The 23,465-nt window shown below is 67.4% G+C and carries 22 protein-coding genes; 10 read left to right on the top strand and 12 right to left on the bottom strand.

Features of this window, described 5'->3' with window-relative positions:
• The first annotated feature begins 26 nt into the window (after positions 1–26).
• Positions 27–674 (top strand): tetratricopeptide repeat protein, encoded by a 648-nt coding sequence (locus BS69_RS0103345; protein WP_029940570.1) that lies wholly within the window; start codon positions 27–29, stop codon positions 672–674.
• A 7-nt stretch (positions 675–681) separates the two neighbouring features.
• Entirely contained in the window at positions 682–1,329 is a 648-nt protein-coding gene (locus BS69_RS0103340) for a class I SAM-dependent methyltransferase (RefSeq protein ID WP_051676500.1), read from the top strand.
• Here the strand turns inward: BS69_RS0103340 and BS69_RS0103335 are convergent.
• The 4 genes from BS69_RS0103335 to BS69_RS0103320 are packed head-to-tail and all read right to left on the bottom strand — an operon-like array spanning position 1,322 to position 7,393.
• The gene (locus BS69_RS0103335; RefSeq protein ID WP_029940568.1) at positions 1,322–2,539 is read right to left on the bottom strand and encodes a CaiB/BaiF CoA transferase family protein; all 1,218 of its coding nucleotides are present in this window, start codon (positions 2,537–2,539) and stop codon (positions 1,322–1,324) included. The genes BS69_RS0103340 and BS69_RS0103335 overlap by 8 nt on opposite strands.
• Positions 2,536–4,410 (bottom strand): hydantoinase B/oxoprolinase family protein, encoded by a 1,875-nt coding sequence (locus tag BS69_RS0103330; protein ID WP_029940567.1) that lies wholly within the window; start codon positions 4,408–4,410, stop codon positions 2,536–2,538. Before BS69_RS0103330 ends, BS69_RS0103335 begins: the two co-directional genes overlap by 4 nt.
• A complete protein-coding gene (locus BS69_RS0103325) occupies positions 4,410–6,452 on the bottom strand; it encodes a hydantoinase/oxoprolinase family protein (RefSeq protein WP_029940566.1) in 2,043 nt (680 codons plus the stop codon). The genes BS69_RS0103330 and BS69_RS0103325 overlap by 1 nt, the downstream gene beginning before the upstream one ends.
• Positions 6,449–7,393 (bottom strand): hydroxymethylglutaryl-CoA lyase, encoded by a 945-nt coding sequence (locus tag BS69_RS0103320; RefSeq protein ID WP_029940565.1) that lies wholly within the window; start codon positions 7,391–7,393, stop codon positions 6,449–6,451. The genes BS69_RS0103325 and BS69_RS0103320 overlap by 4 nt, the downstream gene beginning before the upstream one ends.
• Before the next feature lie 62 nt (positions 7,394–7,455).
• Here BS69_RS0103320 and BS69_RS0103315 point away from each other — a divergent pair, with 62 nt between their 5' ends.
• A complete protein-coding gene (locus tag BS69_RS0103315; protein ID WP_029940564.1) occupies positions 7,456–8,100 on the top strand; it encodes an isochorismatase family protein in 645 nt (214 codons plus the stop codon).
• On the opposite strand, the gene BS69_RS0103310 is transcribed toward BS69_RS0103315, so the two are convergent.
• Positions 8,079–8,735 (bottom strand): GntR family transcriptional regulator, encoded by a 657-nt coding sequence (locus BS69_RS0103310; RefSeq protein ID WP_029940563.1) that lies wholly within the window; start codon positions 8,733–8,735, stop codon positions 8,079–8,081. The two genes, BS69_RS0103315 and BS69_RS0103310, sit on opposite strands and share 22 nt — an antisense overlap.
• Positions 8,736–8,826: 91 nt before the next feature.
• On the opposite strand from BS69_RS0103310, the gene BS69_RS0103305 reads away from it, so the two are divergent.
• The 4 genes from BS69_RS0103305 to BS69_RS0103290 are packed head-to-tail and all read left to right on the top strand — an operon-like array spanning position 8,827 to position 12,991.
• Positions 8,827–9,570 carry an aspartate/glutamate racemase family protein gene (locus BS69_RS0103305; protein ID WP_029940562.1) on the top strand — a complete coding sequence of 248 codons (744 nt, stop codon included), beginning with the start codon at positions 8,827–8,829 and terminating at the stop codon, positions 9,568–9,570.
• A complete protein-coding gene (locus BS69_RS0103300; protein ID WP_029940561.1) occupies positions 9,567–9,998 on the top strand; it encodes a nuclear transport factor 2 family protein in 432 nt (143 codons plus the stop codon). Before BS69_RS0103305 ends, BS69_RS0103300 begins: the two co-directional genes overlap by 4 nt.
• Complete coding sequence (locus BS69_RS0103295) at positions 9,998–10,396, top strand: nuclear transport factor 2 family protein (RefSeq protein ID WP_029940560.1); 399 nt, start codon at positions 9,998–10,000, stop codon at positions 10,394–10,396. Before BS69_RS0103300 ends, BS69_RS0103295 begins: the two co-directional genes overlap by 1 nt.
• Positions 10,397–10,432: 36 nt before the next feature.
• Positions 10,433–12,991, top strand: a complete 2,559-nt coding sequence (locus BS69_RS0103290; protein WP_029940559.1) for a TonB-dependent receptor — start codon at positions 10,433–10,435, stop codon at positions 12,989–12,991.
• Here BS69_RS0103290 and leuD read toward each other — a convergent pair.
• Positions 12,988–13,626 (bottom strand): 3-isopropylmalate dehydratase small subunit, encoded by a 639-nt coding sequence (leuD, locus tag BS69_RS0103285; protein ID WP_029940558.1) that lies wholly within the window; start codon positions 13,624–13,626, stop codon positions 12,988–12,990. The two genes, BS69_RS0103290 and leuD, sit on opposite strands and share 4 nt — an antisense overlap.
• Entirely contained in the window at positions 13,623–15,035 is a 1,413-nt protein-coding gene (gene leuC / locus BS69_RS0103280; RefSeq protein WP_156956854.1) for a 3-isopropylmalate dehydratase large subunit, read from the bottom strand. Before leuC ends, leuD begins: the two co-directional genes overlap by 4 nt.
• Before the next feature lie 339 nt (positions 15,036–15,374).
• Here leuC and BS69_RS0103275 point away from each other — a divergent pair, with 339 nt between their 5' ends.
• Positions 15,375–15,605, top strand: coding sequence for a hypothetical protein (locus BS69_RS0103275; RefSeq protein ID WP_029940556.1), 231 nt, complete (start codon positions 15,375–15,377; stop codon positions 15,603–15,605).
• A gap of 13 nt (positions 15,606–15,618) precedes the next feature.
• Here the strand turns inward: BS69_RS0103275 and BS69_RS0103270 are convergent, their stop codons facing one another.
• The 5 genes from BS69_RS0103270 to BS69_RS0103250 all read right to left on the bottom strand — a co-directional run bounded on the left by BS69_RS0103270 (position 15,619) and on the right by BS69_RS0103250 (position 19,969).
• Complete coding sequence (locus tag BS69_RS0103270) at positions 15,619–15,972, bottom strand: hypothetical protein (protein WP_029940555.1); 354 nt, start codon at positions 15,970–15,972, stop codon at positions 15,619–15,621.
• Entirely contained in the window at positions 15,969–16,913 is a 945-nt protein-coding gene (locus BS69_RS0103265) for an isopenicillin N synthase family dioxygenase (RefSeq protein ID WP_029940554.1), read from the bottom strand. Before BS69_RS0103265 ends, BS69_RS0103270 begins: the two co-directional genes overlap by 4 nt.
• Before the next feature lie 137 nt (positions 16,914–17,050).
• Complete coding sequence (locus tag BS69_RS0103260; RefSeq protein WP_029940553.1) at positions 17,051–18,379, bottom strand: NupC/NupG family nucleoside CNT transporter; 1,329 nt, start codon at positions 18,377–18,379, stop codon at positions 17,051–17,053.
• A 25-nt stretch (positions 18,380–18,404) separates the two neighbouring features.
• On the bottom strand, positions 18,405–18,986 hold the full coding sequence (locus BS69_RS0103255; RefSeq protein WP_037504354.1) for an LOG family protein: 582 nt from the start codon (positions 18,984–18,986) through the stop codon (positions 18,405–18,407).
• Positions 18,983–19,969 (bottom strand): adenosine kinase, encoded by a 987-nt coding sequence (locus BS69_RS0103250; RefSeq protein ID WP_029940551.1) that lies wholly within the window; start codon positions 19,967–19,969, stop codon positions 18,983–18,985. Before BS69_RS0103250 ends, BS69_RS0103255 begins: the two co-directional genes overlap by 4 nt.
• 77 nt (positions 19,970–20,046) lie before the next feature.
• Here BS69_RS0103250 and BS69_RS0103245 point away from each other — a divergent pair, with 77 nt between their 5' ends.
• On the top strand, positions 20,047–20,691 hold the full coding sequence (locus tag BS69_RS0103245; protein ID WP_029940550.1) for a queuosine precursor transporter: 645 nt from the start codon (positions 20,047–20,049) through the stop codon (positions 20,689–20,691).
• Between the two features lie 207 nt (positions 20,692–20,898).
• Entirely contained in the window at positions 20,899–23,454 is a 2,556-nt protein-coding gene (locus BS69_RS0103240; protein WP_051676499.1) for a TonB-dependent receptor, read from the top strand.
• Positions 23,455–23,465: the final 11 nt, after the last annotated feature.

Below are 23,465 nucleotides of genomic sequence, written 5' to 3'. Positions count from 1 at the left end.
CCCAACGCGCAACAGAAGGAAGACCCATGACCCTCGTCCGCAAGAGCATCGTCGCCCTCGGCCTCGCCCTCGCCAGCACGGCGGCCTTCGCCAGCAACGATCCCGCGATGGACAGCGCCGTCATGCGCATCAACAACGGCTGGGCGCATATCCGCTACCAGGTCGGCAACAAGGATGCGCAGTTCAACCAGCTCGCCGCGCTCGAGCAGCAGGCCGCCGCGGTGGTGCAGAAGTATCCGGGTCGCGCCGAGCCTCTGCTGTGGGAAGGGATCGTCGTCAGCGAGGAGGCCGCGCGCGCCTCGACGCTGCGCCAGCTCGGCCTCGCCAACCGGGCCCGCGACATCCTCGCCAAGGCCTATGCGCTCAATCCGAAGGTCGCCGACGGCGGCGCGGCGATGAGCCTCGGCGTCCTCTACTACAAGGTGCCCGGCTGGCCGATCGGCTTTGGCAGCACCGCCAAGGCGCGGAGCTTCTTCGAGCAGGCGCTGGCGCAGGACCCGCACGGGCTCGACAACAACTTCTTCTATGCCGACTTCCTCGCGCAGGAGGGCGACAAGGCCCATGCCCGCCAGTATCTCCAGCGCGCGCTGCAAGCGCCGGTGAACCACGACCGACCGGTGTGGGACGCCGGGCGTCGCGCCGAGGTCAAGGCGCTCCTCGCGAAGCTCGGCTGAGCCCGACATGGCGGCGCTCCTCGACCGCGCGGCGCTCGGCATTGGCAGGCAGCTCGCGCTCCCGAGCGGGCTCGCCGGCCGGCTGGTCGGCACCGCCATGCACTTCGCAAACCGCCGGCCCACCGATCGATTGATCGAGGCGCTCGCAGTCCGACCGGGCGAGCGGATCCTCGACATCGGCTGCGGGGACGGATCGCTTCTCGCGGGCCTGCCGCAGGCCTTTTTCCGCGCCGGGATCGACCGCTCGCCGCTGATGGTGCGGCGGACCCGGCGGCGACTGTCGGCTGCGCTCGCCGAGGGACGGGCGATGGTGCGCGAGGGCGACATGATGCGGCTTCCGTTCGGCGCCGGGGCGTTCGATCGCCTGTTCGCCTCGAACATCCTCTATTTCTGCAGCGACGTCCCCGCCTTCGTCGCGGAATGTCGCCGCGTCGCGCGGCCGGGCGCGCAGCTTGGCATCTATGTCACCGCCGCCGAATCCATGCAGGGCTGGCGGGTCGCGAGCCACGCGACCCATCGCCACTTCACCGGCGGCGGACTGGTGGCCGAGCTCGAGCAGGCCGGAATCGCCGGCGCTTCCGCCTGCGTGCGCGAGGTTCAGGTGACGGCCAGGGTCACCGGGCTCCTCGCCGTCGTGCCCTTGCGCGCTAGATGATCCCGCTGCTGCGCTTGGCGGCGAGCGCGGCGTCGTCGAGGCCGAGGAGCTCGCCGTAGATCGCCGCATTGTCCTGTCCGATTTCCTGCGGCGCCAGGCGGTGGATACCCGGCGGCGTGCGCGACAGGCGCGGGAAGGCATTCTGCATCTTGAGCCCCTGCCAGCGCGGGTGCGGCACGTCGACGATCGCCTCGCGCGCGGCGAAATGCGGGTCCTCGAGCATGTCCTTGGGCGTGTAGACGCGTCCCGCGGGAATCGCGTGCTCGTGCATCAGCGCCTCGACTTCGGCGACGGTGCGGGTGCGAGTCCAGGCGTCGATCCTCGCGTCGAGCTCGTCCTGATTCTTCCCTCTCGCCACATGGTCGACATAGCGCGGGTCCCTGGCCAGCTCGGGCTCGCCCATCGCCTCGCACAGCCGCGCGAAGACGCTATCCTGGTTTGCGCCGATCAAGAGCTCGCCATCGCTGCAGCGATAGACGTTAGACGGCGCGATCCCCGGAAGCTTGGAGCCCGAGCGTTCGCGGACATAGCCGTGCACCGCATATTCGGGGACGAGGCTCTCCATGACCTGCAGCACTGCCTCGTACAGCGCGCTGTCGACCACCTGCCCCTCGCCGGTCCGGTCACGGTGATGAAGCGCGGCGAGCGCACCCATGCAGCCGTAGGTGGCGGCAAGACTGTCGCCGATCGATACGCCCATCCGGCTCGGCGGCCGGTCGGGATCGCCGACGATGTTGCGCCAGCCGCCCATCGCCTCGCCGATCCCGCCAAAGCCGGCACGGTCCGAATAGGGCCCGGTCTGGCCGTAACCCGACATGCGCACGATGATGAGGCCAGGGTTCTCGGCATGGAGCGTGGCGGGCGCCATCCCCCATTTCTCGAGCGTGCCCGGGCGGAAATTCTCGACCAGGATGTCGGCCTTGGCGATCAGCCGGCGGGCGAGCTCCTGGCCCTCGGGAACGCGGAGGTTGGCGGTGACGCTCTTCTTGTTGCGGGCGACCACCTCCCACCAGAGCGGATAGTCGCCCCGCCCCCAGTCGCGCATCGGATCGCCACCCTTGGAGGTGGCGGTCGCGGGCGGCTCGATCTTGATGACTTCGGCGCCCATGTCGCCGAGCAGCTGGCCGCAGAAGGGCCCAGCGATGAGCTGGCCCATTTCGACCACGCGAATGTCCTTGAGCGGACCTCGGTTCTCGAAATCGACGCTCATTCGGCGGCGACCGCCAGATGCCGCCAGACGGGCGCCTTGGGCGCAGGCAAGCCTGTCTCGGCCTCGCAGCGCGCGCGCAATTCCTCGATCGTCCCGCCGCGGTCGAACAGCTCGCCGCTGCCCTGCCCCGCCATTTCCTCCCGAAGCTTCGCCGTCGCACGTTCGTCGAGCGCCCCGTCGGCGTCGCAGACCACGCCATAAGCGCGCGCGCCTTCGACGGTGACCAGGCCCTGGCGGACTTCCTTCGCGACCAGCGCAGGCTCGCGTTCGAGCGGGTCGCCCCAGCCACCACCGCCCCAGGTGATGAAGTGGAGGATATCGCCTTCCTCGACGTCGAGGCTGTCCTGCTTGTTGGGAACGATCCGCGAGCTTCCGTCGGGCTTCTCGAGCACCTTGCGCGCGCGGGCACCGGGCTTCCCGCCATTGACGCCCCACGGATAGGTGAACCAGCGGTCGTCGTGAATGCTGACCGTTCCGCTCGCGAGGAAACGGTAGCTCATCAGGATGCCGTTGCCGCCGCGGAACTTGCCCGCCCCGCCGCTGTCGGCGAGCGCCTCGTAGCGCTCGATCCGGAGCGGGAAGTAGCGCTCGAGGAATTCATTGGGCACGTTGGTGAAGCCGGGCCAGAGCGAGTGGCCGTCGGGCCCGTCGCCGAACGGCTTGCCGGGAATGCCGCCGAAGCCGATCTGGAACAGCTGAAACCAGTCGCCCTTCTTGTCGCGGCCCGAATACATGAGGTGGGGCGAGGAGCTGAAGCCGGCGGCGCAGAGAAATTCGGGCGTGCGCTGGCCGAGCAGGCCGCCGAGGATATCGAAGATCCGGCCCAATGCATGGGTCCGGCCCGACAAGGCCGCGGGATATTTCGGCTTCAGCAACGTGCCCTCGGGAATGCGCACGTCGATGAGGTCGTAGAAGCCGTCGTTGAACATGATCTGGGGGTCGAAGACCATGATCATGTAGATGCCGAAGAACATCTTGAACATGTTCTCGTTCAGGTAGAAATTGATCGACGCCGCCGACTGCGGATCGGTGCCGGTGAAGTCGAGGATCACCTTCGAGCCTTCGCGGTGCATCGTGCAGGCGATCTTGTAGGGCCCGTAGCCCACCCCATCGTCGCAGACATAATCCTCGAAACTGACGGGATCGGTCGAGACGCTGCTTTCGATCAGCGCCTTCATCGCGCGATAGTTGCGCTCGAGCAGGGCCTTGGTCGCGCTGATATAGACGTCGTCGCCGAAGCGCGCGCACATCTCCTCGACCCGGCGCGCCGCCACCCGGCACGAGGCGATGAGCGCGTTCAAGTCCGCCGCGCACCAGTCGGGCTTGCGGGTCTGGTGCATGACGAGCTTGATCAGGTCCTCGTTGTAGACGCCCTTGTTCCAGATCTTGACCGGCGGGATTCGCACGCCCTCCTCGAAGATGGCGCGAGCGTCGATCGGCATCGAGCCGGCGACCTTGCCGCCGATGTCGCTCTGGTGGCCGAACATCGCGGTCCAGGCGACCAGGCGGCCGTTGCGGTAGACCGGCAGCAGCACCAGCCAGTCGTTGCTGTGGCTGACCGCGCCCTCGCAGCTGTAGGGGTCGGAGAGGAAGATCATGTCCCCCTCCTCGATCGTCCCGTCGAAGCCGCGCAGGAAGCCGTCGATGAAGCTTCCGAACTGGCCGACGATCATCTTGCCGTCGGGGTCGGCGATCAGCGGGAAGGCGTCGCCCTGCTCGCGGATGCCGGGCGACATGGCGGTCCGGACCAGCGTCGCGTCCATCTCGATCCGCGCGTTGCGGAGCGCATTCTCGATGATGTCGAGCGTGACCGGATCGATGTCCTGTGCCGCGAAGGGGGTGGTGTTGGTCTGGATGATCCGCGCGGGCATCAGCGTCCCTCCGGGTTGATCAGGATATTGCCATAGGGGTCGACCGCGGCGACGTGGCCCGAGTGGACGAGCGTGGTCGAGTCCATCTCGGTGATGATGGCGGGGCCGCGCACCTGGTCGCCGGCGCGGAGCTTCGCGCGGTCGTAGATCACCGCGTCCTGCTCGCGCCCGTCCATCCAGACCTTGTGGTCGTAGAGCTTGGCCGCGGCGGGATCGCCGTCGCCTTGCGGGATCTTCTCGGCACTGACGTTGGCGGCCTTGCCGAGCGCCACCACTCGGATGTTCACCAGTTCCTGCGCGACCGGAAGATTGAAGGTGAAGAGGCGCAGATGCTCGGCGTCGAACCGGGCGATGAGGTCGGCAATCGTGCTTCCGACCGGAAGGCTCAGCGGCACCTCGAAGGCCTGGCCCGAATAGCGGACGTCGATCTCGATCCGGTGTTCCTGGTCGGCGGCGGGAACGCCCTCGGCCTCGAGCTCGGCGGTGACCTGCGCGATGATCTCGTCGACCACCGCCTTCACCTCGGCGTCGTCGGTCTGGGTGACCAGCCGATTGAAGCTGCGCTGCGCATCGACCCGCAGCCTGGTGGTCGCGTCGCCATAGGCGCAGAGCACGCCCGGCGAGGGCGGGATGATCACCGGCCAGCTGCCCATCAGCATCCCCATCGCATTGCCGTGCAAGGGGCCGGCGCCGCCGAACGCCATCAGCGCGAAGTCGCGGGGATCGTAGCCCTGCTGGACCGAGACCAGGCGAAGCGCGCCGAACATGGTCTCGTTGACGATCGAGATGATCCCCGCCGCCGCTTCCATCAGCGAGAGACCGAGCGCGTCGGCGACCTTCTGCACCGCGCGCTTGGACGCCTCGCGGTCGAGCCGGAAGCTCCCGCCGAGGAGGTTCTCAGGAAGGTAGCCGAGAACGACGTTGGCGTCGGTCACGGTCGGCTCCTCGCCCCCGCGCCCATAGGCCGCCGGCCCCGGCACCGCACCCGCCGACTGCGGGCCGACGCGCAAGGCTTTCGTCAGTTCGGGAACGCTGGCGATCGAGCCGCCGCCCGCGCCGACGGTCTTCACGTCGAGCGAGGAGGCGCGGACGGTGAGATGGCCGACGCTGGTCTCGCGCCGGAGCCTCGGCTGGTGATCCTCGATCAGCGCGACGTCGGTCGAGGTCCCGCCCATGTCGAGCGTCAGCACATTGGGGTGGCCGCTGTTCTTCGCCACCCATACCGCGCCCGCGACCCCGCCGGCGGGTCCGCTCATGAGGAGGTTGACCGGCGCGGTGCGGCTCTTCTCGGCGCTCATCAGGCCGCCGTCGGAACGCAGCAGGCTGAGCTTGGCCTCGCTGCCGAGCGCCCGAAGTTCGCTTTCGAGATTGCCGACGTAGCGCGACACGGTCGGGCGCACCGCCGAATTGGCGACGGTGGTGAGCGCGCGCTCATATTCCTGCATTTCGGGAAGGATGTCGGCCGATACGCTGACGGGCACGTGCGGCATCTCCTCGCCGACGATCTCGGCGACGCGGCGTTCGTGGGCGTCGTTGACGTAGCTGTTGATCAGGCAGACCGTGACCGCCTCGACCTTCTCCTCGGCGAGGCGCCTGAGGCTCTGGCGGAGCGCCGCTTCGTCGAGCCCGCGGACGATGGTCCCGTCGGCGCCGATGCGCTCCTTGGCCTCGATCGTCGCCTCGAGCGGGGCCATCGGCTCGGGCTTGGGCCAGACGATCCACGCCGCCAGACCGCCCGGGACGAGGCTGCGGGCGATCTGGAGGATGTGGCGGTAGCCGTCGGTGACGATCAGTCCGACCCGGGCGATCTTCTGCTCGAGCACGGCATTGGTCGCGACGGTGGTGCCGTGGAGGAAGAGCTGCAGCGCCTCGGGGCCGATGTCGGCCTTGGCGCAGACGGCCTTGGTTCCGGCGATCACCGCCTCGGACGGGTCATGCGGGGTCGAGGGGACCTTGTCGCGCCACGTTCGCCCGCTGGCGTCGTCGATCACCAGCAGGTCGGTGAAGGTGCCACCGACGTCGACACCAAGACGATAGCTCATGCACACTCCTGCTCTTGAGGCGGATGGGGCACGAAGTCCCCGACCCGGCCGACGCGGCTCGGCAGGCTCTTGCCCATCCGCTCCGCCAGCCAGCGATTGGTGTCGATTGCCGCGACGAGGTCGATGCCCGTGGCGATCCCTGCCCGCTCGAACATGTAGACCAGTTCCTCGGTCGCGAGATTGCCAGCGGCCTTGGGCGCGAAGGGGCAGCCGCCGAGGCCGCCGAGCGCACTGTCGAACGTCCGGCAGCCTTCCTGGAAGGCGGCCCAGGCATTGGCGGGGGCCATGCCGCGCGTGTCGTGAAGATGGACCCGGATCGGGAAGTCGTCGCCCAGCCGGCGGCGGGCGTTGGCGACCATGCTCGCCACCTGTGCCGGGACCGCGACCCCGATCGTGTCCGCGAAGGCGATCTCGTCCGCGCCCGCTTCGACCATGGCTTCGGCGAGGCCCAGGACATGGTCCTCGGCGACCGCGCCCTCGTAAGGACAGCCGAAGCTGGCGGCGATCGTGACCTGTGCACGCAGTCCGCCCAGTTTCGCGGCGGCAATCATCGCCCGGTTGGCGGCGATCCCCTGCGCCACGGTCTGGCCCTGGTTGGCGATCCCGAAAGCATCGGTGGCGACAAGCACACAACCGATCTCGTCGAGCCCGCGCGTGGCGGCGGCGGACGCCGCCAGCGCCCGCTCGACTCCGCGCTCGTTGAGGCAAAGGCCAGTGAAGCGGACGTCGCTGCGGTTGGGGAGCCCGGCAACGACCGCTTCACCGTCGGCCATCTGCGGAACCCGGCGCGGGTTGACGAAGCTCGCCACTTCCACGCGCCGCGCACCGGCAGCGATGACTCGCTCGATGAGCGCGATCTTGTCCGCCGTGGACAGGCCGACCGGCTCGTTCTGCAAGCCGTCGCGAGGTGACACTTCGACAATCTCGACGGCACGAGTCATGGGTTTTGTATACAAACCGTCGGAGCGCTTGTATAGCATCGGCGAAAGGCTAGGCTGCGCTCATGAGCGTTCACGGTGCGGACGTCCAACAGGATTATGCGGCTTCCGGCTTCGGCGGAAGCCTGCCGTGGGGGCGGCGTCCGGCGCTGCTGCTGGTCGACTGGGCGGCCGGCTATTTCACCGACGGATCACCGCTCCGGGCGCCGGTCGAGTCATGCCGCGACGTTGCCCGAAGCCTTGCCGAACAAGCCCGCCGACAAGGCATCCCGCTGGTATTCACGCGGGTCGAATATCCGCTTGACAAGGAGGCCGAGCCCGCGCGGCTATTTCGCCGCAAGATCGCCGGCCTTGCCTGTTGGGAGGCCGGTAATCCGCTTGGGGAATTCACCCCCGACCTCGCGCCGCAAGACGGCGACATCGTCGTCACCAAGCAGTTCCCGAGCGCCTTCTTCGGCACCGACCTCGCCGAGCAACTGCGCGCGCGCGGGATCGACACGATCCTCGTCACCGGGCTGACCACCAGCGGCTGCGTCCGGGCAAGCGCACTTGATGCGTTGTGCCACGGCTTCGCGCCATTGGTCGTGCGCGACGCGTGCGGCGATCGCGAGGCCGCGATCCACGAGGCGAACCTGTTCGACCTCCAAGCCAAATACGCCGACGTCATCACGGCGGCGCAGGCGAAGGATTATCTCGCCTCGCTCACCTGAGCGGAGCGCGCCGCGAAGGCGTGGAAGGCGCGCCGAATGTGCGCCGTCATCACCGAATGCGCCCACTCGCCGTCCCGCGCGGCGAAGGCTTTGAGCAGCTCGCGATGCTCGCTCGCCGACTGCTCCAGTTCCTCGCGGCCGTAATGCATGGCGGTGCGCCGGACGACCGGCTGCTCGACCAGGGTGGCAAGGGTCGCCGCCATCCGCGGTGAGGCCGCGGTTTCAATAATCAGGCCGTGGAAATCGCGGTTGCGCTCGAGGAATCCGACCACGTCGGGACGCGCCTTGCCGACCGCCTTGTCGAGCGCGCGATTGGTTTCGGTCAGCGCCGCGAGCTTGTCCTCGGTCATTCGCTCGGCCGCGCGCTTGGCCGCATGCGCCTCGAGCATGGCGCGCAGCGCAAACATCTCGCTGACGTCCTCGCGGCTCCAGTCGGCGACGAAGGTCCGCTGGCTTTCCGATCGCACGACATAGAGCTCGGCCTCGAGCCGGCGCAGCGCGTCACGCACCGGGGTCCGCGACAGCCCGCACATTTCGGCCAGCTGCTCTTCGCGCAGCGGTGAACCCGGCGGCGCGTCGCCCGACAGGATCAGGCTCCGGATCTCCGAATAGGCATGGTCCGATGCGCGCGACATGAGGCGTTCTTCTACTGGCTTTGGTCTAGGCGGCAACCCGCTTGACGTCACCATTTTGTATACATTACACCTTCGCATCGAAAGGGGCACCATGCAGCGAGTCAAGGTGATCGTGCCGATCCCGATGGACGAAGCCGGGGTCGCCAATCGCGCCCGACAGCTGCCGTCCGACCTCGTCGCCCCCGGCTTCCAGCCCGAGTTCGCGGCCGTCAAATGGGGCGCGGCACTGGGCGACAGCTACCACGACATGCTGTTGATGGACTGGACCGTCTTCCAGGCCGGGATCACCGCCGAGGAGGAAGGCTACGCCGGGGTCCTGATCGACACCGTCAGCGACAGCGGGCTGCGCGCGCTTCGTTCGCGATTGTCGATTCCCGTGGTCGGCCCGGGCGAGGCGGCCTTCGCCGCCGCGATGATGCTCGGGAAGCGCTTCACCATTCTCACCATGTGGGACGAGTGGTTCCCGCTCTACGAGAAGACGCTGACCGAATATGGCTGGTGGGACCGGGTCGCCTCCCTGCGCTCGATCCAGACCCGGCCCGACGTCACCGAGCTCCTCGCGGGCAAGGAAGAGGTGATCTTCGGCAAGTTGAAGGCCGAGGCCGAGTCCGCGATCGAGGCGGATGGCGCCGACGTCATCGTCCTGGGTTCTACCACCATGCACCAGTCGGCGGGCTATCTCGCCAGCGTGCTTCCCGTTCCGGTCATCAACCCCGGCCAGGTCGCATGGAAGCAGATGGAGACCTGGCTCAGCCTTGGCCTCACCCACAGCAAGACGGCGTTCCCGGCCCCCGAAGTGCCCAAGGACGCCGACATCCGAAAGGGCTGGTCATGAGCTGGAGCGAAGCGGGCGCGGGGCAGATCGCCCTCCCCTATCCCTTTTACATCGACATCGTGACCAAGCGTTACTTCGACGGGGTCGACAACAAGAATTTGACCGAGGTCCTGAACTGCTTCGCACCCGACGCGGTGCTGACCGAGGTCACCTCGATGACCGTGCACCGCGGCCGCGACGCCGGCATCGCCGCCATGTTCCGCAAGCTGTTCGCCGATTTCGAGACGCTGTGGCACGGCAATTTCGTCCACACCGCGGACCCTGAGAGCAACTCGATCTGCTCGCAGTTCACGGTCCTGATCACGCCCAATGGCGGGTCCGAACTGCGCTACGAAAACTGCAACCGCTTCTATCTTCAGGATCGGCTGTTCCAGTCGGTCTACGTCTACATGAGCGGCGACAATCTGCTCAAGGCGGGAGACGCCTGATGCAATATGAGCCCGGCCTTTCCCGCGACGCGCTGATCGAGCTCGCGACCCGAACCTACTTCGGCAATGTCGACGCCAAGAACATGGAAGGCGCCCTCGCCTGCTTCCACGAGGAAGCCCTGTTCTGCGTCCAGACCAGCTTCACGCGGCATGCCGGCAAGCCCGCCATCCGCCGCATGTTCGAGGATTTCTTCGGCGCCTACGAGACCATTGTGCACAAGGATTTCACCTGCACGGTAGACGAGGCGAATGGCCGCATCGCGGCGAGTTTCGAAGCGGTCCTGACCGCCGCCGACGGTAGCGTAACGCGCCTCAACAACACCAATTTCTGGCGCATTCGGGACGGCAAATTCCAGGAAGTCTACGTCTACATGAGCGGTGCCAACGTCCTCGTCTGAGCGCGGACGGACCGCCCGAACAGGGAGGGTTTCGGTATGAACAGGTGGTGGAAAGCGCAGCTCGCCCTCGGGACCGCCGTGCTTGCGCTTGCGGCGCCCGCGCAGGCCCAGGACAGCGCCGCGGAGCCGGATCCGGCGGCGGCGAATGCGGCGCCCGAGAAGGACAGCGACATCATCGTCACCGCCCGCCGCCAGGCCGAGCGGCTGATCGACGTCCCCGCCTCGGTCAGCGTCATCTCGTCCGAGACGCTGGCCCGCACCGGCGTCACCAATGCCGAAAGCTTCGTCCAGCTGACCCCGGGCGTCACCATCGTCACGGGCACCGCCGAGGCCGGCGACACCCAGATCAACATCCGCGGGATCAACGGTGCGCGCGATGCCGAAAGCTCGGTCGCGCTGGTGGTCGACGGAATCCTCAAGACCAACACCGCGCAATTGAACGAGGTGCAGGGCACGCTCCGCCAGGTCGAGATCCTCAAGGGCCCGCAGGGCGCGCTCTACGGCCGCAACGCCGCCGCCGGCGCGATCGTGCTCACCACGATCCGGCCCGGCAAGTCATGGGGCGGCGGCGCGACGGTGGTGCTGGCCGAACAGAATACGCAGGAAGCGCGCGGCTACGTCGCGGGACCGATCGCGCCCGACGTCGGGATCGTCCTGTCGGCCAATTACCGCAAGACCGACGGCTTCTATCACAACGACTTCCTCGACTGCGACTGCGTCGACAATGCCAAGACCTATGGCGTCGACGGCCGGATCGTCGCCGCGCTGGGGCCGCAGACCAACCTCGACGTCAAGGCGCGCTACGCCCGGTTCGACGGGGCCTCGATCGCCTTCAACGCGGCCTTTCACCTGCCCAATTTCGCGGCGGTGAACCCGGCCTTCTACGAGGACGTCAACGCCCACCCGTTCAACTTCTACAGCAACATCAAGCCGACCAACGACCAGAAGACATGGGAAGCCTCGGCCAAGATCGAGCATGACTTTGGGGCCACCAAGCTCACCGCCTGGACGCTCTATTCCAACGTCAAGCAGAACCTCGTCGCCGACGGCACCTCGGCCGATTTCGCACGCTACATTTCGGCGGCGAACGGCGGACCAGTCAATCCGACCAGCGTCGCTGCCTTGAACAGTTGTTTCGCCTCGACCGCGGCGCTGACCGGCTATCCGGTCAACCAGCCGGGCTTCATCGGCGCGATCCCCGTCCCCTTCATCTTCGCGCCGGCCAATGGCTCGACCTTCGGACCCTATTCGCCGACCACCTGCGACGGCACCCAATATCAGGTCCGCAACCAGAAGGACTGGAGCGGCGAAGTGCGCCTCGCCTCGAACGGCACCGGCCCCTTGAGCTGGCAGGTCGGCGCTTACTACCTCCACATCGACCGGCTGGTCGGCGTCAGCCTCGGCGCGGACCTTGGCCAGGGGGTCATCAAGAACCTCTACAACGGGCCGACCAGCGCCAATCCGACCAGCCAGCTCTACGCCGACAAGTTCAGGACCAATGTCTATGCGGGCTTCGCTTCCGCCGATTATGCGGTGAGCGACCAGTTCAAGATCGGGCTCGCCGGACGCTACGACATCGAAGCGCGGCGCGCGTCCAACCGGGTGCCTTTCGTGACCGACCCGATCACCGGCGCGCCGCTCAACCCGGGGCAGGTGTCGGGACCGATCCCCGACCAGAAGAAGACCTTCCGCCAGTTCCAGCCCAAGATCAGCCTCAGCTACCGGCCGACGCCCGACATGAATGTCTACGCCAATTGGGGCATCGGCTTCAAAGCAGGCGGCTTCAACAACAGCGGCGCCAAGGCGACCATCGACGCCTCGTTCAACGACGGGGTGACGCCGGGAACGATCGACGCCGACGTGCTGATCAACGACCGCTACCGCAAGGAGCGATCGAGCGCCTTCGAGGCCGGGATCAAGGGCGGCTTCATGAACGGCGCCGTCACCTACGACCTCGCGGGCTATTACACCCGCATCCACGACATGCAGTTCTTCGAATTCTTCGTCGGCAGCTTCGGCTTGCTGCGCGTCGTCTCGAACATCGACCGGGTCGACACCAAGGGCGTCGAACTGAACGTCAGCGTCAAGCCGATGCGCGGGTGGAGCGTGTTCGGCTCGTTCAACGTCACCGACAGCAAGATCAAGAAGAACGCCTCGCGGCCTTACACGGTCGGCAACAAGTCGCCCTATACCGCCGACTATACGCTCAACCTCGGCACCCAGCTCACGCAGAGCATCGGCTTTGCCGACCTCGTCGCGCGCGCCGACTATCGCCTGACCGGCCCGACCTGGTTCCACACGGTGCAGGACCAGGAGCGTCCGACCCTCTTCACCGCCTTGCTGCCGATCAGTGCGCTCGGTCTCCCCGGCTTCATCGGCAATGCCCGCTACGACGTCGCCCGGCGCGACAAGTTCGGCGTGCTCAACCTGCGCGGCGGGCTCGAGACCGAGCATTGGAAGGTGATCGCCTTCGTCGATAACGTGACCGACAAGAAATATCTCAACGAGGTCATTCCGGCGATCGAGTTCGGCGGATCCTTCATCTCGCCGGGCAGCCGTCGCCAGTTCGGCGTCGAGCTGGGCGCGAAATTCTAGGCGAGGCGCGCCGCCAGTGCCGGCCAGGCCGGAATTGGCGGCAGCGTCGCCAGGTGCCGCTCTTCGAACGCGGCGATGGCGTCCTCGAGCTGCAGCGAGCGACCGATCTCGTCGAGGCCGCTCAATAGCGCGTCGCGGCGTTCGGCTGGGACGTCGAACGCGAATTCTTCGCCCGTGGCGGTGGTCACCGTTTGCCGCTCGAGATCGACGGTGAAGGTCGCCGAATTGGGATTGGCCGCGAGCTCCAGCAACCGGGCGATGGCGTCGGGCGCGAGGGTCGCGGGCAGGAGTCCGTTCTTGAAGGCGTTGTTGCGGAAGATGTCGGCGAAGCTCGGCGCGAGGATGGCGCGAATGCCGAAGCCGGCGAGCGCCCAGGGCGCATGCTCGCGGCTCGACCCGCAGCCGAAATTGTCGAGCGTGACGAGGATCTCGGCCCGCCGCCACGGCTCGCGATTGAGGAGAAAGTCGCATCGCTCGCGCCCTTCGCCGTCGTAGCGCAAGGGCGCGAACAGGCCCGCGCCGAGGCCGTCGCGGGTGGTCCCCTTGAGATAGTCGGCGGGGATCACCTGGTCGGTGTCGATATTGGCGATGGGGAGCGCCGCAGCGATGCCGGTGAGGGTCCTGAACGGGGTCATTGTGCCCATGTCCGAACGTCGACGATTTGTCCCGCGATGGCGGCGGCGGCCGCCATGGCGGGGCTCATCAGGTGGGTCCGTCCGCCGGGACCCTGCCGGCCCTCGAAATTGCGGTTGGAGGTCGAGGCGCAGCGCTCCCCCGGACGAAGCCGGTCCTCGTTGAGGCCGAGGCACATGGAGCAGCCCGCGTCGCGCCACTCGAAGCCCGCGCCGGCGAAGATCCGGTCGAGCCCCTCCGCCTCGGCCTGGCGCTTGACCTCGCCCGAGCCGGGGACGACGAGCGCCCTGACCCCGGTGGCGACATGGTGCCCCCGGACCACTTCGGCGGCGGCGCGGAGGTCCTCCATCCGCGCGTTGGTGCAGCTGCCGATGAACACCCGGTCGATGGCGACCCCGGCGAGCTTCTGTCCGGGCGCGAGGCCCATGTAATCGAGCATCCGCGCGACCTGCGCGCGCTTCGCCGCGTCGAGGCCGTCGAGGACTGGCGCGGTGCCCGCGACGGTCGTCACGGCCTCGGGGCTGGTCCCCCAGCTGACCATCGGCGCGATGTCGGCGGCATCGAGGGTGACCTCGCGGTCGAACAGCGCGTCGTCGTCGCTGCGGAGGGCGCGCCACCGCTCGCAGGCGGCGTCGAAGTCCGCGCCCTGCGGCGACAGCGGGCGTCCACGCAGCCAGTCGAAGGTCCTGTCGTCGGGCGCGACGAGGCCGGCCCGCGCGCCCGCCTCGATCGACATGTTACAGACGGTCATCCGCCCGGCCATGTCGAGCGCCTCGATCACCGGTCCGGCATATTCGATGACATGGCCGGTCCCGCCCGCGGTGCCGATCCGGCCGATCAGCGCGAGGATGACGTCCTTGGCGGTGACTCCGCGACCGAGCCGGCCGGTCACCGTTACCCGCATGTTTCGCGACTTCTTCGCCAGCAATGTCTGGGTGGCGAGCACATGCTCGACTTCGCTGGTGCCGATCCCGAAGGCGAGCGCGCCGAACGCGCCATGGGTGGCGGTGTGGCTGTCGCCGCAGACGATGGTCATGCCGGGGAGGGTCAGCCCAAGCTCGGGCCCGATGATGTGGACGATCCCCTGCGCGCGGTGAGTGAGCGGAATGTAGGGGACGCCGAACTCGGCGACGTTGCGCTCGAGCGCCTCGACCTGCGCGCGGGCGTCGGGATCGGCGATGCCGGCGATCCCGAGCGCGCGCCCGACCGTCGGCACCTGGTGGTCGGCGACCGCGAGCGTCAGCTCGGGTCGGCGGACCCTCCGCCCCGCCTCGCGCAAGCCGGTGAAGGCCTGCGGGCTGGTCAGCTCATGGATGAGATGGCGGTCGATATAGAGCAGCCAGTCCTCGCCGCTGACCGGCGCCACCGCATGGGCGTTCCAGATCCTGTCGTAGAGGGTGAGACCAGCCACGGGCCTAGCCATAAGCCCGGCGGGCGCGGAACGAAAGGTTCACAAAGGTCCCAGGGTCCGCGGGTGCAACATGGTGTCGCCTCCCTGTCTTCCGCGGCAGAATTCCGGCAATGAAGGAGTAGAACCGAAGGTCTCATAGTGTGAACTTGCCACTCGCCCTCTTGGCACCTCTCTACGCCCCCCTTGAACCATCAAGGTTATAAGAGCATGGCAAATCCTACTTTGCAATCTTGCATGGGGCCGGCACCCCACAATGCTCCGGAAATGCTCACCCCTTGCTCATGACCTGTCCCGTCGTCGGCTTGCACGAGGGGGCCGCAGCATTAGGAGGTGAACGTCATGCACTGGTTTCGTCCTTGCGGACTGCTCTTTCTACCGGCCTCGGTTATCGGCTGGGCGCTGAGCGCCGGCACCCTGATTTTCTGCGCGCAGATTGCGTCGGCAATCGACCGGCAGTCGCACTCGGTCAGCGACACCCTCTACGGCATCTTTCCCTTCTGGGTGCCGGCGCTGCTGGCATTGGCGTGGGTCGCCGACCGGACTGGCGGAAGGGCCGGTTCAAGCCGCTGATCCCGGGCAAGCCTCAGATCCGACGCAGTTTGAAGCCGACGATCCTCGTGTCGAAATGGCATTCGAACGAGTGCCGGGCGGGGCCGGTGCCCGCGCTGCCCCAGACCACGACCCTGGTCGCGCTGCGCTGTTCGGAATCGATGATCGCGACCGCGCCGGACTTGGCGGCTTCGGCGCTGCAGGCGGCAATGGCGGCCTGCTTCACGCCTTCGTCGGCGACGAACGATCCCTGCGGCTTGCGGCCGCTGGTGGCGGCGGCGGAGATGGCGCCCGCAGCCATGCCCGCGACGCAGCCGCCGAGGCCGAGCGACGCGCCGAGCAGCGGAACCAGCAGCAGCCGGCGGCGCGTCGTCCTGGCCCCGCTCAAGCGAGCTTGATCTCGCGCAGGCGCTCGAGAAGATAGTCGTGGCTGCTGATCGGCGGCCACCTGGGTTCCTCGCCGGCCGGAACCGTGCCCGGCAGCGCCTCGATGATGAAGTCGGGACGGAAGTGAAGGAAGAAGGGCATCGAATAGCGCGCGTTGCTGGCCCGGTCGGGGGTCGGGTTGACCACCCGGTGCGGGGTCGAGCGAAGCTTGCCGTTGGTCAGCCGCTGCAGCATGTCGCCGATATTGATGACGAGTTCGCCGGGCTTGGGGCTGACCGGGATCCAGCGCCCGTCGCGGGTCTTGAGTTCGAGCCCCGCTTCCTCGGCGCCGAGCAGCAGGGTGATGGTGTTGATGTCCTCATGCGCGCCGGCGCGGATATGCTCGCCGGTGGCTTCCTGCTGCGGCGGGTAGTGGAGCAGGCGGAGCACCGAATTGCCGTCGCGGACGGTGTCGGTGAAATAATCCTCGTCGATCCCGAGGTAGCGGGCGATCGCCTTCAGCACCGTGATCCCGGTCCGGTCGAAGGTGTCGAACAGCTCGAGAAAGGTCTCCTTGAAGCCGGGCACTTCGGCAGGCCAGACATTGTCGGCCATGACGTCGCGGAACTTGTGGTTCGCGGCGAGCTCGCGCCCGACGTGCCAGAACTCCTTGAGGTCGTGGGCCTTGGCGCCCTTGGCGGTCTCGATGCCGAAGGGGGTGTAGCCACGCGCCCCGCCCTGCCCGAGCGCATATTTGCGCTTGGTCTCTTCCGGCAGCGCGAAGAACTCTCTCGCCTTCGCTTCGGCGCGGACGATCAGCTCGTCCGGGATGCCGTGGTCGGCGAGGACGGCGAAGCCATATTCCTCGAAGCTCTTCCCCAATTTCTGGGCGAAGGCGTCCTGGTCCCGGGCGGCCTCGGTGAGGCTGACGGAGGCGATGGAGTCGAGCGTATCGGTAGTCATGGGCTGCCTCTAACGGCGATGGGCCGCCGGTTCAAACACCGTCACCCCGGACTCGATCCGGGGCCTGCCTTTTCTTGCTTAGACCCGCGTTCCACCAAGGAAGGAAGGCGGATCACGGGTCGAGCCCGGGATGACGGTTACGGCAGCATGATCCCGGCCAGCGCGGCGCTCATCAGGTTGGCGAGGCTGCCGGCGAGCAGGGCTTTGAGGCCGAGCCGGGCGATGACCGGGCGCTGGTTGGGCGCAAGGCCGCCGGTCACGGCCATCTGGATCGCGATCGAGCTGAAATTGGCGAAGCCGCACAGCGCGAAAGTGACGATGGCGCGGCTGCGGTCGCTGAGCAGCGCGGCGGCGCCCTTGGCATTGCCGAGCTCGATGAAGGCAACGAATTCGTTGAGGACGATCTTGGTCCCGAACAGTCCGCCCGCGGTGCCCGCCTCGGTCCACGGCACGCCGATCAGGAACATGATCGGCTGGAAGGCGAGGCCGACGATGCGCTGGAAGCTCAGCCCCTCGAGCCCGAACCAGCCGCCGATCCCGCCGAGAATGCCATTGGCGAGCGCGACCAGCGCCACGAAGGCGAGCACCATCGCGCCGACCGCGACCGCCAGCTTGACCCCGGTCTGCGCACCCTGCGCGGCGGCCATGATGATGTTGGCGGGCTTCTCGCCTTCCTCGAAGGTCTCGGCAATCTCGATCGTCTCGGGGGCGCGGCCGCCCTCGGGGAGCAGCGCCGCCGGGCCCTGCGCGCTGATGCGGTTCTCGGGCAGCACGACGTCCTCGGGCTCGGTCACGGGGACCGCGCGCGCGTCGGGCATGATGATCTTGGCCATGAGGATGCCGCCGGGCGCGGACATGAAGGCGGCCGCGAGGAGATAGGGAAGGTAGCTCTCGCCCAGCAGGCTGGCATAAGCGGCGAGGATGGTCCCCGCGACGCCCGCCATGCCGACCACCATCAGCGTGAAGATCTGCGGCGGCGACAGGCTGGCGAGATAGGGGCGGACGACCAGCGGGCTTTCGGACTGGCCGACGAAGATGTTGGCCGCGCTGCCCAGCGCCTCGACCTTGCCGACCCCGGTGATCCAGCCGATCGCGCCGCCGACCCAGCGGACGATCCGCTGCATGATCCCGAGATAGTAGAGGATCGAGACCAAAGCGGCGAAGAAGATGATCACCGGCAGGGCGCCCAGCGCGAAGGTGTTCCACAGCGCCGGGTTGTTGTCCTTGGGCCCGAACAGGAAGGCGGTCCCCTCGCCGGCATAGCCGAGCAGGTTGGAGACGCCGTGGCTCATCCCCTCGATCCCGGCCCGGCCCCAGGGGGTGTAGAGGACGAGGAAGGCGATCGCGGTCTGGAGCGCGAAGGCCGCGCCGACGACGCGCAGGCGGATCGCCTTGCGGTCGCTCGAAAAAGCGAAGGCGACGAGGAGGATCGCGGCGATCCCGAGCAAACCGAACCAGTGACTCATGTGTGTTCCCCGCCCCCGGGCAAATCTACCAGACCATGCCTTGCGTAGCGGTTCGCGCCGCTTCGTCCAGCTTGTTGATCGCTTCCGCCGGGCTCTCGGCCAGCAGCAGTTGCTCGCGGCGCGCCTGCGACAGGAAGCCGGCCCCGGCGACATGGTCCATGAAGGTGCCGAGCCCGTTCCAGAAGCCGTTGACGTTGAGGAGGCAGAAGGGCTTGGCGTGATAGCCGAGCGCGTTCCACGTCCACGCCTCGAACAGTTCGTCGAGCGTGCCGATGCCGCCCGGCAGGCAGACGAAGGCGTCGCACAGCTCGGTCATCTTGGCCTTGCGCTCGTGCATGCCGGCGACCTGGTGGAGTTCGGTCAGGCCGAGGTGGGCGACCTCCTTGTCGACCAGCGCCGCGGGGATGACGCCGTGCACCTCGCCGCCGGCCTCGAGCATGGTGTCGGCGATGAGGCCCATCAGGCCGAGCTTGCCGCCGCCATAGACGAGGTCGATGCCCTGCCCGGCCATCGCGCGGATGAGGGCGACGGCGGCGTCGGCATAGGCCGGGTCGTTGCCGGGGGCCGAGCCGCAATAGACGGCGATTCGCTTGAGGTTGTGGCTCACAGCTTCACCAGCTCCGCGAGGTCGGCGACGGGACGGGCGCCGAAATGACTGATGATCTCGGCCGCGGCGATTCCCCCCGTGAGGAGCTGGCGGTCGATCGGATGGCCCTTGCAGCGCGCGGCGAGGAAGCCCGCGGCGAACAGGTCGCCGGCACCGGTGGTGTCGACCACCTGGGCGACCTGGATCGCCGGCACCTCGGTCTTCTGGCCGTCCTCATAGGCGAGCGCGCCGGCCGGGCCGCGCGTGAAGACCAATGTCTTCACCTGCGCCGACAACCGGTCGATCGCACTGTCGAGGTCGGTCGCGCCGGCGAGCTGCAGCGCCTCGGATTCGTTGGCGAAGATGAGGTCGATCCCGCCGCCCGCGATCAGCTGCTGGAGCGGCTCCTTGCGGCCCGGCAGGCAGACGCTTTCGGAGAGAGTGAAGGCGACGGTGCGGTCGGCGGCATGGGCAATGTCGATCGCCTTGAACATCGCCTGGCGCGGCAGCTCGGGGCCGAACAGATAGCCCTCGAGATAGAGGATCGAGGCGCTTCGGACCTGGGCTTCGTCGACCGCCTGCGGGGGCAGGCAATGCGCCGCGCCGGGGCAGGTGTTCATGGTGCGCTCGCCGTCGGGGGTGACGAGGATCAGGCAGCGGCCGGTGGGCGGTCCATTCTGGAGCGGCGCGGTATCGAACCGGACACCCAGCGCGCGCATGTCGTGGGTGAAGATGGTGCCGAGCTGGTCGTCGGCGACCTGGCCGAGGAAGGCGACGCTCGCCCCCATCGCCGCCGCGCCGGCCATCGAATTGGCGGCCGAGCCCCCGCTCGTCTCGCGCGCGGTGCCCATGGCGTCGTAGAGCGCCAGCGTCTCCGACTCGCCGAGCAGCTGCATTGCGCCCTTGGGCAGGGCGAAGCGCTCGAGGAAGTCGGGCTCGCAGGTCGCGATCACGTCGACCAGGGCGTCGCCCATGGCGAGGATGTCGAGGGTGGCGGAAGTCACGAGGGCGGGCGGTTAGGGATGGCGAGCGCAGCGGTCAATGTTGCACTTTGATTTCGAGGCGTTACGCCTCCGCCCCCATGACCACCGACCGCGCCGCCGCACCGACCGGAATCCCGACCTCCCTGTTCGTCATCTCCCTGCTTTACGGCGGGATGGTGACCCTGTCGGGCGTGCTCGGCGCCAAGCAGGTGGCGCTGGGGCCGCTGGCGGTCGAGGCGGGAATCTTCTCCTTCCTGCTGCTGGTCGTGCTGTCGAGCGCGGTGGCCGAGCTTCACGGTCGGGCGGTCGCCGACCGGCTGGTTCGGTTCGGCTTCATCCCGCTGGTGACCGCGATCCTCCTCACCTTCCTCGTCATCCAGCTGCCGACCGACCCCAACATGTACGAGCCGGCCAAGGCCGCCTTTCCGATCATCCTCGGCCAGGGTTGGCGGCTGATGGCGGCGGGGATCGTCGCCTACGGCACCAGCCAGACGCTGAACGTGCTGCTCTTCTCGCGGCTGTCGAACTCGATGGGGCGGATGGTCGCGGTGCGCGCCGCGATCGCGGGGGCATTGAGCCAGATCGTCGACACGCTCATCTTCATCACCGTGGCTTTCTACGGCGAGCGCGAGATCGGCCACCTGATCGTCGGCCAGATGCTAACGAAGATAGTGCTCTCGATTGTGTTCGTTCCGCCACTCATCATCCTGTTCGTGAAGCTGGGACGGCGGCTCGACCGCTAGGTCACTTGAAAATGACGGTTTAAGCTGCTGTAGGCCGCCCCGAGTCGCGGGGGTGGCGACAGGCAAGCGTTGTTTTTTAACAACAGGATTGAGGCAAATGGTGAGGCCGTGAGGCTCGTCACCCCATTGTCTTAATCTCGCCCTAGCGGCCCCGGTGAACTGCACGAACACACGTCAGTCACTCTTCAGATCATCGGGGATCAACACGTGAAAAAGCTCCTTCTGCTGTGCACCACTGCGGCGGCCTTCGTTCCGACCGCTGCCTTTGCCCAGTCCACCGGTACCGACGCGACCGAAGCCAACAAGGAAGCCGAGACCATCGTCGTCACCGGCACCCGTAGCCGCGGCGTCGCCGGCGTGGTGGTTCCCGACGTTCCCAAGACCCGCTCGATCCTGACCAACGAGCTGCTGGTCCGTCAGTCGGAGGGCCAGTCGGTCCTGCAGTCGATCAACCTCGTCCCGGGCGTCAACTTCACCAACAGCGATCCCTATGGTTCGTCGGGCGGTAACCTGCGTATCCGCGGCTTCCCGGGCAACCGCGTCGCGCTCCTGTTCGACGGCCTGCCGCTCAATGACACCGGCAACTACGCCATCTTCTCGAACCAGCAGATGGACCAGGAAATCATCGACCAGGTGTCGGTGAACCTCGGCACTACCGACGTCGACTCGCCGACCCCGTCGGCCGCCGGCGGCGTCGTCAGCTACCGCACCCTCGTCCCCGGCCGTGAGTTCGGCGGCCTGATCAAGGGCGCGCTCGGCGACTTCAGCTACAGCCGCCTGTTCGGCCTCGTCGAGACCGGCGAACTCGCCGGCACCGGCATCCGCGGCTTCGTCTCGGGCAGCTACCAGAAGTACGACAAGTTCAAGGGCCCGGGCGAGCTCAAGAAGCAGCAGGGCAACGCCCGCCTCTACAAGGCGCTCGGCACCAACGGCGACTTCATCAGCCTCGCCTGGCACTACAACCGCAACCGCAACAACAGCTACAACAACGGCCTGGTCAGCGACTATCGCGCCAACAAGCTGTTCGACAATATCGAGCAGTGTGCCCGCGACCTTCCGACCGCCGGCGTCGCCGACAATGACGGCAGCAGCAGCACCGCCGCGTCGAACATCACCGGTCTCGCGCCGTCGACCTGCACCAACTATTACAACCTGCGCATCAACCCGTCGGACACCGGCAACCTGCGCGGCGCGGTCCGCCTGACGCTGGCGCCGGGCCTGATCTTCACCGCCGACCCGGGCTACCAGCACGTCCTCGCCAACGGCGGCGGCACCGCCACCGTCAGCGAGAATGACGCCCGCCTGCGCGGCCAGTCGACCGCCGCCGGCGTCGACCTCAACGGCGACGGCGACTTCCTCGACACGGTCCGCCTCTACCAGCCGAGCAACACCCGGACCAATCGCTACACCCTGCTCACCTCGCTCATCTACGAGCTGAGCGACAGCCAGCGCGTCCGTCTCGCCTACACCTTCGACCGTGGCCGCCATCGCCAGACCGGCGAATTCGGCCGCATCGAGGAGAATGGCGATCCGATCAGCGTCTTCGGCGGCAAGTATAACGAGAGCGCCCGCATCGTCTCGGCCGACGGCAAGACCCTCCAGAACCGCGACCGTCTGTCGATCGCCCAGCTGCAGCAGCTGAGCTTCGAATATTTCGGCAAGTTCCTGGACAACCGCCTGACCGCCACGGTCGGCATCCGCGCGCCGTTCTTCCGCCGCGAGCTCAACCAGTATTGCTACACCCTGCTGTCGAGCGGCAACCCGGTCTGCACCAGCGAGACGATCAACCCGGCTCGGATCCTCAAGCCGGGCGTTGCGCTCCCGGCCGGTCCGGCTCCCTCGGGCGGTTACGTCTATGCGCCGTTCGAGCGGACCGTGAAGTACAGCCCGGTCCTGCCCTCGGCCGGTATCGCCTATGACTTCGCGGGCGGCCACAGCCTCTACGCCAGCTACGGCAAGAACTTCTCGTCGCCGTCGACCGACAACCTCTACCGCTCGGTCAGCATCGACGTGAAGCCGGAGACGACCAACAGCTACGAGCTCGGCTACCGCTTCAAGTCGGGCAAGGTGCAGGCGCAGCTCGCCGGCTTCTACGTCGACTACAAGAACCGCATCGTCACGGCGCAGGATCTCGATCCGACCAGCCAGACCTTCGGCTCGACCCTCGACCGCAACGTCGGTGACGCCCGTGCCTACGGCCTCGACGGCCAGGTCAGCTGGCGTCCGTTCAAGAACACCAGCCTCTACGCCTACGTCTCGCACATCAACTCGAAGCTGAAGGACAACATCCTCGGCCGTGCGGGTGGCTCGGGCTGCCTTCCCAACACCACCGTCGGCACCCAGTGCGTGGTCGTCCTGACCAAGGGTGCCGAGTTCGTCGAGACCCCGCAGTGGACCTTCGGCGGCCGCGCCCAGCAGGACATCAGCATCCTGTCGTTCGGCGTCCAGGCCAAGTGGGTCGACGCGCGCTACTCGACCGACGACAATGGTCGTGACGGTCGCAATGCGGCGGCGTTCAACAACCTCGGCGACCTGCCGATCAACCTGCGCGGCAAGACCAGCAGCTACACCGTGGTCGACGCCGACGTGAAGGCGAAGCTCGACGCGGTGATGCCGGGCCTGTTCTTCCGCGGCAGCGTGATCAACCTGTTCGACAAGTACTATTTCGGCAACATCAACACCCAGAACAACCTGGCGGGTGGCCCGCGCTTCTCGGTCGGTGCCCCGCGCACCTTCCAGGGCACGATCGGCCTCGACTTCTAAGTCGTTCGCCA

It is taken from the genome of Sphingomonas astaxanthinifaciens DSM 22298 (assembly GCF_000711715.1).
GTDB classification, from domain to species: Bacteria; Pseudomonadota; Alphaproteobacteria; order Sphingomonadales; family Sphingomonadaceae; genus Sphingomicrobium; species Sphingomicrobium astaxanthinifaciens_A.
This window is presented reverse-complemented; position numbering and strand designations above follow the sequence as displayed.